This window comes from Bradyrhizobium genosp. SA-4 str. CB756, assembly GCF_000473125.1.
GTDB classification, from domain to species: Bacteria; Pseudomonadota; Alphaproteobacteria; order Rhizobiales; family Xanthobacteraceae; genus Bradyrhizobium; species Bradyrhizobium arachidis.
On sequence record NZ_KI421499.1, the window covers coordinates 5,422,153 to 5,435,486 of the forward strand.

The following is a 13,334-nucleotide window of genomic DNA, read 5'->3' on the forward strand; positions in this document are numbered from 1 at the left end:
GTCTCAGGCCGCGCGGACCGATTCCAGGAACTGCGCGACCTCGACCTTGAGGCGCGTGCTGTCGGTCGCGAGCGATTTCGCCGCCGACAGCACCTCGACCGAGGCCTCGCCGGTCTCGATCGCGCCGCTCTGCACGTCGGTGATGTTCGAGGAGACCTCCTGCGTGCCGACCGAGGCCTGCTGGACGTTGCGCGAGATCTCCTGCGTGGCCGCGCCCTGCTCCTCGACGGCCGCAGCGATCGCCGCGGACACTTCGGAGAGCCGCTCGATGGTGCCGCCGATCTCCTGGATCGCGGTGACGGATTCCTGCGTCGCGGCCTGGATGCCCGAGACCTGCGCCCCGATCTCGCCGGTGGCCTTCGCGGTCTGCTCGGCCAGGGCCTTGACCTCGGAGGCGACGACGGCGAAGCCGCGGCCGGCGCCGGCGCGCGCCGCCTCGATGGTCGCATTCAGCGCCAGCAGATTGGTCTGGCCCGCGATGGTGTTGATGAGCTCGACGACGTCGCCGATGCGGGAGGCCGCCTGCGACAGCGCATTGACGCGCTCGTTGGTCCGCGCCGCCTGCTCGACCGCTTCCGCCGCCATTCGCGCCGAATCCTGCACGCGACGGCTGATCTCGGTGATGGAGGACGACAGCTCTTCCGAGGCGGAGGCCACCGCCTGGACGTTGGTGGATGCTTCCTCGGACGCGGCGGCCACCACGGTTGCCAGCTCCTGCCCGCGCTGCGCGGTGCTGGTCAGCGTCGATGCCGACGCCTCGAGCTCGGTCGAGGCCGAGGACACGGTGCCGACGACCTCGCCGATCATGGCCTCGAACCTGCTGGTGATGGCGTCGACGCGGCGGCCGCGTTCGATCTTGGCTTCGGCATCGGCCGCGGCAGCTTCGTCGGCGGCCTTCTTGGCGATCAGGGCTTCCTTGAAGATCTGGAGCGCATCCGCCATCGAGCCGATCTCGGTCTTCTCGCCGCGATGCGGCACCTCGGCCGAAAGATCGCCTTCGCCGAGCGACTGCATCGGCTTGATGATCGAGGCGATGCCACGCGACACGTCGCGCACGAGATAATAGGCTGCGCTGATCGCGATCACGACCGAAAGCACGATGATGCCGACCAGCACGCGGAAGATCGTGGCGTAGCTGTCGGCCGCCTGCTTCGTCTCCAGCTCGGCGCCGCGATTGTTCATTTCGATCCCCTTCTGGAGCAGCGGATCGGCCGCCTGCGCCATCTTGGCGACCTTGGTCTGCAGCATCTCATTGGCTTCAGTCGGGAACTTGCCGACGCTCTTGCGCGACAGCGCCATCACCTCCTGCACGCCGTTCAGATACTCGCCCCAGGCCGTGGCCCATTGCTGATAGAGCGAGCGCTCTTCCGATGAGGTGATCAGGGGCTCGTAGACCTTGCGGGTCTGCTCGATGCGGTCGCGCAGCGAGGCGAGACGCTTCTCCGCCGCCTCCTTGCCCTCGGCGCTCTCCTGCATCAGGTGCAGCCGCAGCGCGACGCGCAGCTCGTTGATGTCGGCCCGGAGCGAGCCGAGCGCACGCACGCTCGGCAGCCAGCTTTCCGCGATCTCGACGGTATGGGCGTTGATGTTTTGCATCGTGCCAATCGCCGTCACGCCGACGCCGGCGAGCGAGAGCACGAGGACCGACAGCACGGTCAGAAGCTTGAACACGATCGACAACTTCGACATCACGACAATCCCGCTGATACCAGGCAACGCACAAGTCACCCGCGCCGCAATCGTCGCATCGGACGACAGGGCCGGCTTCATTCCAAAAATGCTGGCTGGTTCTTATCCGGTAAGATTGCGCCCATAATTGCAAACAGGCGTTAACAAGAACCTAGTGGAACTACTGCTTCGCCGATTCTCGATACTCACAACGCCTGCGCAATCATTTACGGTTGCGGCGGTATCCCGCTGCGCACGTGAATGCGCTTCACGCGCGGCCGTTGGAGCTGGTCCACGCCCGGCGGGGCACAGATCAGGCCGCGCGCACGGTATCGAGAAATCTCCCGACCTCGAGCTTGAGACGGTTGCTGTCGCCCGACAGCATCTGCGCGGCGGACAGCACTTGCGAGGAGGCAGAACCGGTCTCGCTCGCACCGCGCTGCACGTCGGTGATGTTGGATGAGACCTGATGCGTGCCTTGCGCGGCCTGCTGCACGTTGCGGGAGATTTCCTGCGTCGCCGCGCCCTGCTCTTCGACCGCCGCCGCGATGGTCGAGGAGATCTCGGACAGCTTTTCGATGGTGTCGCTGATGTCCTTGATGGCGCCGACCGATTCCTGCGTCGCGGCCTGGATGCCGGAGATCTGCTGGCCGATCTCGCCGGTCGCCTTCGCGGTCTGCTCGGCGAGCGCCTTCACCTCGGAGGCGACGACCGCAAACCCCTTGCCGGCCTCGCCGGCGCGCGCCGCCTCGATCGTGGCGTTGAGCGCCAGGAGGTTGGTCTGGCCCGCGATGGTGTTGATCAGCTCGACGACGTCGCCGATCCGCGTCGCCGCCTTGGACAGCTCGCTGACGCGTTCGGTCGTGGTGCGCGCCTGGCCGACGGCTTCGCTCGCGACACGAGCGGATTCCTGCACCTGCCGGCTGATCTCCGTGATTGAGGACGACAGCTCCTCGGTGGCCGAAGCCACCGACTGCACGTTGGTGGAGGCTTCCTCCGAAGCGGCCGCAACTACCGTGGTCAGCCGTTGCGTACGCTCAGCGGTCGAGGTCAGCGTCGTGGCGGACGCTTCGAGCTCGGTCGAGGCCGACGACACCGTGCCGACGATTTCGCCGACGGCGCCTTCGAAATTGTCGGCAAGCCTGCGCATCTCCGCTTTGCGCTGCTCGGCTGCGATCTGATCCTGCCGCATCTTGGCTTCCGCTTCCGCGCGCGCCTTCTGCTCGGACACGATCTTGAATTTCTCGACGGCACCGGCGACCTCGCCGACCTCGTCCTTGCGGCCGAGGCCCGGCAGCACCACCGAAAAATCGCCCGCCGCGAGCTTCTCCATCGCGAGCGTCAGCGCACGCATCGGCCGCGCGATGCTGAAGACGGAGAAGATGCATGCGCCGACGAGAACCAGTGCGACCAGCACACCGACGACGAGCGACGTCCGCGCGACCGATGCAGCCTCCGCTTCAGCCTCGGCGCGGGTCTCGACACTTCTCTGCTTGGAGAATTCGGTGATCTTGTTGGAGAGGTCCGAAATCTCTTCGTTGATCGGCGCCAGCGTCCCTTTGCGGATGCCGTCGATCTCGGCCACGAGCTTTGCGTATTGCGCCGCCGCCTCGCCGTCCTTCTTTCCCTCGAGCGCGAGCTCCTGCCTGCGGACGGATTCGATCTGCTGCGCGCCTTTGCCGAAATCGCCGATCAGCACGGTCAAGCGCTCGATCCGCTGGCGGTTCTCGGGGGAGCGCGAGAGCTTCGCCATTTCACCGGCGAATTTCTGGGCCGCCGCCTGGCGGTCGTTGAAGTAACCGACCGCTTTCTGCATCTCGGCCGGCGAGGATGAGGTCAGGATGTCACGAATGCCGATCTGCATGCCGCGGACCGAGGCCTTCGCTTCGGCGGCATTCTGCGCGATCGCCTGCTGCCCCGCTGCGCTCATGCCGAGCTTCTGGACCTCGGCGCCGCCGCTCATCTGCAGGTAGATCATCAGCGCAACGAGCCCGATGGTCAGCGCCGAGGTGACGGCGAGCTTGGTGCCAATTCGCAGATTTTGAATGAACGACATCGAAATATCCCGGCTACGCATGACCGCGCGGACGCGCGTGAAAAGTCCGGAAAGGCTAGCCGAGAGGTTCCTCATTAACGTTAAGCGGGGCGCATCGCGGCCTAGGTAGAAATACCGAAAACGCTGCTCAAGCTGCCGGACTTGCGCACTTTTCGCGTGTATCCGGGTCACGCCTCGCGGATTTGCAGGGATCGCGATTCGTTAACGCCCGGCCCTCGTTCGCGGCCGTCAGCCCATCTTCTCGCCGACGAGGCTGACGCGGAAGACCGGCTTCTTGTTCTCGTCGAGCAGCTCCATGCGCCACTCGGCATTCGGCTTCAGGCCACGCGCGATGCCGCCGAGCAGATTGGCGCAGACCTCGGTCATCTCGCTCCAGGCGGCTGCCCTGTCCTCGAACTCGTACGGCTGGTCGGCGGCGCCGGAATAGCGGCCGGTGCTGATGCGGAAGAAATACAACGACATTGTAAAGCCCTTGCGCCCCCCGGCCCTGCGCAAATTGGGGCGCGACTAGCTACCAACGCATGAAAACCGCCGTCCGTATGATTACGGCGCAGCGGCTTCGTGCTCGATGGGCTCTTCGACGAGAAAGTACGCGGGGACGCCGCGGCCGGCTCACTGGGTCGAGCGGCGCAGCTCCAGCGGGGCGTCGTTCCTGGCGGGCTCGGCCTTCACCGGCTCAAGCCGGCCGCTCTCGACACGCGGCGTCTCGACGCGCGCGGCGACCTCTGTGTTGGAGGCGCCGACCGAGCCGGTGCGCTCGGACGAACGCAGCGAGCGCGGACGCGCCGTGGCACGCGCCATCAGCATCTGGTTGCCGCCCTGGTGATGGAAGTCGCAATAGGCGAAGCCCATTCCCGACACCGAGCCGCGGAAGCTGCGCTCGTCGGTTTTTTCCAGGTTGAAACAAGGCTCGAACGGAATGCCCTTGATCGAGGCGCAGACGTTCTGGCCGCGGATCTGGAGTGTGTTGCCGGGCAGTCGAAGATGGCGCACCGGGCCCGAGCCCGAGAACTGCACCGCGCCGGCAGCGCCAAGGTCATCCAGGATGCGGCCCGCGCCGCGGGTGCCGTCGAAACAGGTGAAAGCGAACACCTTGCCAGCGACGAAGCGGCGCGCCTCGTCGGCATTCATGCTTCCAGCAATGGCGGGCGCAAACGTCGCTGCCGCCGTGACAGCCCCCAACACAATACGCGCAAGCATGCTCTACTCCGAACCAACCCCCGCAGCGGGCGATGCCTTATCTCTTTACCCGCTGCTTACCATACTAACCAAGGCAACATTGAAGCAGCTTGGTTGGTAAAGTCTGAACGCCGTTAGACAATTTTTACCACGACGCGACCGCGGACCTGACCGGCGAGGATTTTCGCGCCCCATTCCGGAACTTGGTCGAGCGAAATTTCCTGAGTGATTTCAGATAGTTTCGTCCGATCCAGGTCGGATGCCAGACGCAGCCAGGCAGCCTTCCGCGGCTCAATCGGGCACATCACGGAATCGATGCCGAGAAGGCACACTCCGCGCAAAATGAAGGGTGCGACGGAAGACGGCAGGTCCATACCGGCCGCCAATCCACAGGCCGCGATCGCCCCACCGTATTTTGTCATCGACAGGAGATTCGCGAGCGTGGTCGAGCCCACGCTGTCAACGCCGCCCGCCCAGCGCTCCTTGGCAAGCGGCTTGGCCGCCGCCGACAATTCGTTGCGGTCGATGACCTCAGTGGCGCCGATCTCTTTCAGATAGTCAGCCTCGGAGGCGCGGCCGGTCGACGCGATGACGTGATAGCCGAGCTTCGACAGCACGGCGATTGCGACCGAGCCGACGCCGCCGGCGGCGCCCGTCACCACCACGGGGCCGCTCTTGGGCGAGATGCCGTGCTTCTCCAGCGCCAGCACCGAGAGCATCGCGGTGAAGCCCGCGGTGCCGATCGCCATGGCATCGCGCGCCGAGAGCCCTTGCGGCAACGCGACCAGCCAGTCGCCCTTCACCCGCGCTTTCTCGGCATAGGCGCCGAGATGCGTCTCGCCCATGCCCCAGCCGGTGCAGACCACCTTGTCGCCCGCCTTCCATTGCGGATGCGAGGAGGCTTCGACCGTGCCTGCGAAGTCGATGCCGGCGATCATCGGGAAACGGCGCACCACCGGCGCCTTGCCGGTGAGCGCGAGACCGTCCTTGTAGTTCAGCGTCGACCATTCCACGCGGACGGTGACATCGCCATCCATCAGCTCGGCGTCGTCGAACTGCGTGAGCTGCGCGGTGGTGCCCTTGTCCGCCTTGTCGATCCGGATCGCCTTGAATGTGGCCACGGCTGAACTCCCTGACTTGTTTGACGGGGATGTTTAGCCGATCAGGCAGGCTGCGCAACCGCCCGCTGAACCGGTTTCTCCACGATCGGAAGATTGATCAGCGCCGAGAGCACGCCGAACAGGATCGAGAGCCACCAGATCGGCGTGTAGGAACCGAACTTCTCGAACACGATGCCGCCAAGCCAGACGCCGAGGAAGCCGCCGACCTGATGGCTGACGAAGGCAAAGCCATAGAGCGTCGCGAGCCAGCGCGTGCCGAACATCAGCGCCACCAGCGCAGAGGTCGGCGGCACCGTCGACAGCCAGGTCAGGCCGGAGATGGCGCCGAACGCGATCGCCGAGAACGGCGTGATCGGGAACGAGATGAAGGCGAGCGTCGCAAGCGCGCGGGTGAAATAGATGGTCGAGAGGATGTAGCGCTTGGGCAGCGAGTTCTGGAGATAGCCGACGCTGAGCGATCCCATGATGTTGAACAAGCCGATCGCCGCGATCACCCAGCCGCCGGTTTGAGTCGAGATGCCGCGATCAACCAGGAACGCCGGCAGATGCACGGTGATGAAGGCGAGCTGGAAGCCGCAGGTGAAGAAGCCGAGCACCAGCAGCACATAGGAGCGATGGCCGAACGCTTCAGCGAGCGCCTTGGTAAAGGTCTGCTCATCCGCAGGCGCCGCGTTTGCCGTATTCGTGACCGGCGGCGTCGAGAGCGCCAGCGACAGCGGGACGATCAACAGCATCAGGAAGCCGAACACGGTGAGCGCCTGCTGCCAGCCGAAATTGTCGATCAGCGCGACGCCGATCGGTGCGAACAGGAACTGGCCGAACGAGCCCGCCGCGGTGCCGGCGCCGAGCGCAAGGCCACGCTTCTCCGCCGGCAGCAGTTTTGTGAACGCCGAGAGCACCAGATTGAACGAGCAGCCGGCAAGACCAAAGCCGATCATGACGCCGGCGCCGATGTTGAGCGACAGCGGCGTCGAGGAATAACGCATCAGCAAGAGGCCGCCGGCATAGAGCAGCGCGCCGACGCACATCACCCGGAACAGGCCGAACCGATCGGCGACCGCACCGGCGAAGGGCTGGCCCAATCCCCACAACAGATTCTGCACGGCGATGGCGAGGCCGAACACGTCGCGGCCCCAGGCGAATTCGTGGCTCATCGGCTGCACGAAGAAGCCGAGCGCCGAGCGCGGGCCGAAGCCGAGCATGCCGATGGCGCAGCCGCAGAGAATGATGATCGCCGGCGTGCGCCAGGAGGAACGGGAGGCCGGACCGAGCTCGCCCACTTGTGTCGACATGCACTTCCTCATGTGTCGTTGGCGGATCCGGAATAGGCAGCCGCAACAGAGCGTTTAATGCAAATGCATGAAAGTCCCAAGTCAAAAAAGACTGCATTCTACGAAGGGCTGCCGCGAGAGCATTGCGTTTCGTCGCGGGCTCGCCTGACGCGATAAGGCCGACTTGACGGGAATGTGTGCGGCTGGCCCTAGCGGCCGACTGCAGGGCGTGTTATCTTCGATTTACTCAAATTGAGTATATGTAAGCTCTGGCGAAGCACCCCCGGCCCTCTCGGCCGGATTTCTCAGGCTCCATATATACTCATATAGAGCATAATTGGCATAGACGGGAGGCTTTGATGCCGATCACTGGAATTTACGGCCCCGACGATCTTGCAGGCCCGCCTCAGGGCCGCACCACCATCGCTCCTCGCGCTGCGCCGGCGCGCACGGAAGCTGCGCTGCCGATGCCCTCGCTGGAATGGACCGATGAGGTCGAGCGCGCCACGGCTCCGCTCTATGAGCGCGTGAAGCACGTGATCCCGCCGATCGAGTGGCCGCTGATGGCGCCCACCATCAAGGCCATCCATGAGCTAAAGGCAGCCCGCGGCGCGGTAATCCTCGCGCACAACTACCAGGCGCCGGAGATCTTCCACTGCGTCGCCGACATCGGCGGCGACTCGCTCCAGCTCGCGGTCGAAGCGACCAAGGTGAAAGCCGGCATCATCGTCCAATGCGGCGTGCACTTCATGGCGGAGACGTCGAAGCTGCTCAATCCGGACAAGACGGTGCTGATCCCGGACTCGCGCGCCGGCTGCTCGCTCGCGGCCAGCATCACTGGCGCCGACGTGCGGCTGCTGCGCGAAAAATTCCCCGGCGTACCCGTCGTCGCCTACGTCAACACCTCGGCGGAGGTGAAGGCCGAGGTCGACATCTGCTGCACCTCGTCCAACGCGGTGCAGGTGGTGGAGAGCCTGAACGCACCGACCGTGATCTTCCTGCCCGACCGCTATCTCGCCACCTACGTGGCCTCCAAGACCGACGTGAAGATCATCGCCTGGAAGGGCGCCTGCGAGGTGCATGAGCGCTTTACGGGCGAAGAGCTGCGCGCGTTTCGCGACGCCGATCCGTCGGTGCAAATCATCGCGCATCCCGAATGTCCGCCGGACGTGCTGGCGGAAGCCGACTTCACCGGCTCGACCGCGCACATGATCAACTGGGTGCGCAACAAGCGGCCGCGACGGCTGGTGATGATCACGGAATGCTCGATGGCCGACAATGTCCGCGCCGAGCTGCCCGATGTGGAGATGCTGCGCCCCTGCAATCTCTGCCCGCACATGAAGCGCATCACCCTCGCCAACATCCTGGAGAGCCTGCTGACGCTGCGCGAGGAGGTCACGATCGATCCCGCGCTCGCAGCGCGAGCACGGCGTTCGGTCGAGCGGATGATCAATCTGAAGAATTGAAGGCGAGAAGCAGCAACAACACAGCTGTCGTCCCGGACAAGCGCAGCGAAGCGGAGCGCAGATCCGGGACCCATAACCACAAGGAGTGGTTTGGCGAAGACTCGTGGTGACGAGCTCTCTCCGCAACTACTCCCTGGGTCCCCGCTTTCGCGGGGACGACGGTGGAGTGAAAGGATAGAACCATGACAAACAACATCCACAACCTCACCCGCACCACCGACGACATCATCATCGTCGGCGGCGGCCTTGCCGGATTGTTCTGCGCACTCAAGCTCGCGCCGCGGCCGGTGACATTGATCTCGGCCGCGCCGCTTGGCCAAGGCGCATCCTCCGCATGGGCGCAAGGCGGCATCGCCGCGGCGGTGGCCGAGGGTGATACGCCGGAAGCGCATGCCGCTGACACCATTGCCGTTGGCGGCGGCATCGTCGACGAAGCCGTCGCACTCGGCATCGCGCGTGAGGCGGCACCGCGGATCCACGATCTGCTCGCCTATGGCGTGCCGTTCGATCGCGACCTTGAAGGCCGACTCGCCGTCGGGCGGGAAGCTGCGCATTCCGCGCGGCGCATCGTGCATGTGCGCGGCGACGGCGCGGGCGCGGCGATCATCGCGGCCTTGAGCGAGGCCGTGCGCCGCACACCCTCGATCCGGCTGATCGAAGGTTTTGTCGCCGAGGCGCTGTTGACGGAAGACGGCGCGGTCACCGGACTTCAATTGCGCAAGGCCGGCGATTCGGCGGCGCGACCGGTCCTGCTCGCCTCACGCGCGGTGGTGCTCGCCACCGGCGGCATTGGCCATCTCTATGCCGTCACCACCAATCCGGTTGAAGCGAACGGCTCGGGCGTCGCGATCGCTGCACGCGCCGGCGCGGTCATCGCCGACCCCGAATTCGTGCAGTTCCACCCGACCGCCATCATGGTCGGACGCGATCCTGCGCCGCTCGCGACCGAAGCTCTACGCGGCGAAGGCGCGACGTTGATCAATGGCGATGGCAAGCGCTTCATGCTGGCCCACCATCCGCTCGCCGAGCTCGCGCCGCGCGACATCGTCGCCCGCGGCGTGTTCGCGGAGATCGCCGCCGGGCGCGGCGCCTTCCTCGATGCACGTCAGGCGTTGGGCGCACGCTTCGCCGACAAATTTCCGACCGTGCATGCAAGCTGCATCGCCGCCGGCATCGATCCCGCGACGCAGGCCATCCCGATCGCGCCGGCGGTGCATTACCACATGGGCGGCATCGCGGTCGATGCACGCGGCCGCAGCTCGATCGACGGGCTCTGGGCCGGCGGCGAGGTGTCGTCCACCGGCGCGCATGGCGCCAACCGCCTCGCCTCGAACTCGCTGCTGGAAGCCGTGGTCTATGCCGCGCGCATCGCCGACGACATCGCCGGCCGCGCGATCCCCTCGCCGGCCCGGCTTCCGGATGCGCTGGTGACACAGCGCGTCGGCGCGCCGGATGCAGCCAGCGTGGCGCGGTTGCGGGCGATGATGAGTGCGAATGTCGGCGTGATCCGCGATGGTGACGGTCTTACCGAAGCCGTACGCAGCTTCGCCGCGCTGGAACGCGAGGCGACGAGCATCACCGTCCGCAACATGGCAACGACGGCCCTGCTCGTCGCAGCCTCGGCGTGGACCCGCCGCGAGAGCCGCGGCGCGCATTTCCGCTCCGACCATCCGGCGGATGTTCCCGCGCTGGCGCAGCGGACAATGACCACGCTCGCCGCTGCACGCGAAATCGCGGACAGCCTGAGCGAGCGTCCGCTGCCGCGCACCGTCCAACCCATGATTGCCTGAAGGACACTCGATATGACCCCGACCTCCCTGCTCTATCCCGACGCCTTCCTTTCGCCCCTCGCCATCGACGAGGCCGTGCAGCGCGCACTGGCGGAAGACCTCGGCCGCGCCGGCGACATCACCTCGCTCGCGACAATTCCCGAAGCAACGAAAGCGCAGGCCATTCTGGTCGCGCGCCAGTCCGGCGTGATTGCCGGATTGCCGCTGGCGCTGGCGACGCTACAAAAGCTCTCGTCCGACATCGAGGTGCGCGCCCATGTGCGCGATGCCGCGCGCGTCGCTCGGGGGCAGCACGTGCTGATGATCTCCGGCCCGGCGCGCGCCATTCTCACCGCAGAGCGGACCGCGCTGAATTTTGTCGGCCGGCTGTCGGGCGTCGCGACGCTCACGGCCGACTACGTCGCGCGCACCGAGGGCACGAAGATGCGGATCTGCTGCACGCGCAAGACCACGCCGGGATTGCGGGCGTTGGAAAAATACGCGGTGCGCTGCGGCGGCGGCTTCAATCACCGCTTCGGGCTCGACGATGCGATCCTGATCAAGGACAACCACATCGCGGTCGCGGGCGGCATCCGTCCGGTGTTGGAGCGCGCCCGGTCTTACGCCGGCCATCTCGTCAAGATCGAGATCGAGGTCGATACGCTGGCGCAACTGCACGAGGTGCTCGACACAAGTCTCGCCGACGCCGTGCTGCTCGACAACATGGATCTTGCGACCTTGCGCGAGGCGGTGCGGATGACGGAGGGGCGCCTCAAGCTGGAAGCGTCCGGCGGCGTCACACCGGAGTCGATCGCCGCGATCGCGGCGACCGGCGTCGACTACGCCTCAGCCGGCGCGCTGACGCATTCGGCACCGAATTTCGACTGCGCGCTGGATATCGAGGCGTAGATCGTCATTCCCGGGCTTGTCCCGGGCATCCACGTTCTTCGTTCGCCATGGGCAAGACGTGGATGGCCGGGACAAGCCCGGCCATGACGGTGTGGAAAGACTACCTTCGCTCGCTCGCACTCATCTCGGCGGAGCTCTTGGCTTCCTGCGCGAGCTCGGCCGAGAGCGCGGCGGTCTGCGCCGGCGTGCCCCAGCTCGGTTCCTCGCTGCCGTCGCCCCAGGCGCGCGGGCGGTAGAAGGTGTGCACGCCGGTCTTGTACATCTTCTTCATCTCGGCGACCCAGGACGGGCGCACCCAGTAGGCGTGGTAATGCGTGGACTTGCCAACCTCGGGCAGCCAGATCTGGCCGTCGAGCATCGCCTTCGAGATCTTCTTGGCGCGGTCCCACATCTCGGGCTCGCGGATCACGTCGGGATTGTTGTCGCAGGCGAAGGTGAACTGGCACGCGAAGTGGCGATATTTGTTCTGATAGACCACGCCGCACACGGTGTCCGGATATTTGCCGGAGAATACGCGGTTCATCACGACTTGCGCGACTGCCATCTGGCCACGCACAGCTTCGCCGCGGGATTCGAAGTAGATCGCTTCGGCGAGACATTTTTCCGACTTCGCGCGTGACTTGTCGTCGAGCGCGAGCCGCTCCGCCGGTGATCTGGCGCGCTGGTTGTCGACGTTGACCTCTCCCTTCGGCGCGACGCTCTCGCCGCTTTCGATATCCCTGGCGATCTCTTCGGTCGGCGGCGTCAGCGACGCCGTCACCTTCATGTCGGGATCGGGCATCACGATCAGCGGCTCGGCGCCGGGCTGCCAGCTCTCGATGCTCTCGAGATTGCCGCCGAGCGAGGAGCTGCCGAAGAACAGGTTCGCGGTCTTGACGCTGAAGGGATCGCGCGGCGGTGCCGCCGGTAGCGTCGCCTTCTTCAGTGCCTCCAGCGGCTGCACCGCGAACGATCGGGCAAGGTCGCTGGCCTTTGGCGGATTGGCATATTGCGGCAGCGGCGGCGCGCGCAGCGCTTCGGCGAGTTCGGGATCGAGCGCGGCTGCGGACTCCGGCGACATTGCTTGCGACATCGCTTGCGGCAAGGTGGCGGTCTTCGCGCCGAACACGGAGCTGTTCGAGGTCGCGGGATCTTCCTGCGCGGGTGCGGCGTCCGGTGCTGTCGTCTCGGGCGCCTGCGTGGGCGCGACGGCTGCGAGACGATCGCCCTTCAGCGAGCGATCGACCTTGGGAAAATCGGCGGCCTGGTAGCGCGGCGGCGCCTGCAGCGCCGGATTGCGGCTGATCGCGCCGGTGACGTCACGGCCATCGAGGCTCGCGAGCCGAACCATCGCGCTCTGCGGCGTCGACGTGCCAATGGGGCGGGAAAAGCTGTAGGTGGCGAGCTGGATCGAGGACGCCGCGGAAAATACCTGCTTCTGCCAACGCTCGGCGACGCCGGGCTGGCGCGCCAGCAGAGAGGCAATGTCCTGATAGCCGGTCTCTCTCGGCATCAATGCGAAGATGCAGAGACCGATGCCGAAGGACGCGAACCGCGCGCCCTTCGGATGGTTACGCAACACTGACATCGATACGCTCACGCAACGCTTACGCCCGTTCCGATCGAACTCAGTACATCCGTGCAATTCGATCTTTTTCGTAAGTATCTAATTTAGGTTGCCGGGGCGTTAATCGGCGTTGCGCGCGCGGCACACTCAAGCGAACACAGGTGTTTTCACGGGGCGATTGCGTGCGTGGTAAATGCCGCCTCATCTGAAGCGGTAAACATCTGGTCAACGCGTATGGTGAAGGAACTCTTGCACGCGTCTCATTACGGGACGCGTGTTGAGTTCCCTCCATCGTTTTTTGCGAGCGCACGCTCTCGCCACGCCGTCATTGCGAGGAGCCCTTGCGACG

Annotated in this window: 10 protein-coding genes; 3 read left to right on the top strand and 7 right to left on the bottom strand. The window is 65.6% G+C overall.

The genetic code is table 11. The features are described from left to right. Positions 1-3: 3 nt before the first annotated feature. The 6 genes from BRAGE_RS0126455 to BRAGE_RS0126480 all read right to left on the bottom strand — a co-directional run bounded on the left by BRAGE_RS0126455 (position 4) and on the right by BRAGE_RS0126480 (position 7,316). On the bottom strand, positions 4-1,689 hold the full coding sequence (locus BRAGE_RS0126455; protein ID WP_027558192.1) for a methyl-accepting chemotaxis protein: 1,686 nt from the start codon (positions 1,687-1,689) through the stop codon (positions 4-6). A gap of 292 nt (positions 1,690-1,981) precedes the next feature. After that, positions 1,982-3,724 carry a methyl-accepting chemotaxis protein gene (locus BRAGE_RS0126460; RefSeq protein WP_027558191.1) on the bottom strand — a complete coding sequence of 581 codons (1,743 nt, stop codon included), beginning with the start codon at positions 3,722-3,724 and terminating at the stop codon, positions 1,982-1,984. 228 nt (positions 3,725-3,952) lie between these two features. Continuing rightward, positions 3,953-4,186 carry a DUF6894 family protein gene (locus BRAGE_RS0126465; RefSeq protein WP_027558190.1) on the bottom strand — a complete coding sequence of 78 codons (234 nt, stop codon included), beginning with the start codon at positions 4,184-4,186 and terminating at the stop codon, positions 3,953-3,955. Between the two features lie 150 nt (positions 4,187-4,336). After that, the gene (locus tag BRAGE_RS0126470) at positions 4,337-4,924 is read right to left on the bottom strand and encodes a hypothetical protein (RefSeq protein ID WP_027558189.1); all 588 of its coding nucleotides are present in this window, start codon (positions 4,922-4,924) and stop codon (positions 4,337-4,339) included. 113 nt (positions 4,925-5,037) lie between these two features. Next, positions 5,038-6,024, bottom strand: a complete 987-nt coding sequence (gene acuI, locus BRAGE_RS0126475; RefSeq protein WP_027558188.1) for an acrylyl-CoA reductase (NADPH) — start codon at positions 6,022-6,024, stop codon at positions 5,038-5,040. Positions 6,025-6,065: 41 nt separating this feature from the next. Beyond that, entirely contained in the window at positions 6,066-7,316 is a 1,251-nt protein-coding gene (locus tag BRAGE_RS0126480; RefSeq protein WP_027558187.1) for an MFS transporter, read from the bottom strand. Between the two features lie 338 nt (positions 7,317-7,654). Here BRAGE_RS0126480 and nadA point away from each other — a divergent pair, with 338 nt between their 5' ends. The 3 genes from nadA to nadC all read left to right on the top strand — a co-directional run bounded on the left by nadA (position 7,655) and on the right by nadC (position 11,439). Next, complete coding sequence (gene nadA / locus BRAGE_RS0126485; RefSeq protein ID WP_027558186.1) at positions 7,655-8,761, top strand: quinolinate synthase NadA; 1,107 nt, start codon at positions 7,655-7,657, stop codon at positions 8,759-8,761. A gap of 182 nt (positions 8,762-8,943) precedes the next feature. Continuing rightward, entirely contained in the window at positions 8,944-10,551 is a 1,608-nt protein-coding gene (locus tag BRAGE_RS0126490; RefSeq protein ID WP_027558185.1) for an L-aspartate oxidase, read from the top strand. A gap of 12 nt (positions 10,552-10,563) precedes the next feature. Next, complete coding sequence (nadC, locus tag BRAGE_RS0126495) at positions 10,564-11,439, top strand: carboxylating nicotinate-nucleotide diphosphorylase (protein ID WP_027558184.1); 876 nt, start codon at positions 10,564-10,566, stop codon at positions 11,437-11,439. A gap of 100 nt (positions 11,440-11,539) precedes the next feature. On the opposite strand, the gene BRAGE_RS0126500 is transcribed toward nadC, so the two are convergent. After that, the gene (locus BRAGE_RS0126500; protein WP_027558183.1) at positions 11,540-13,006 is read right to left on the bottom strand and encodes a cell wall hydrolase; all 1,467 of its coding nucleotides are present in this window, start codon (positions 13,004-13,006) and stop codon (positions 11,540-11,542) included. Positions 13,007-13,334: the final 328 nt, after the last annotated feature.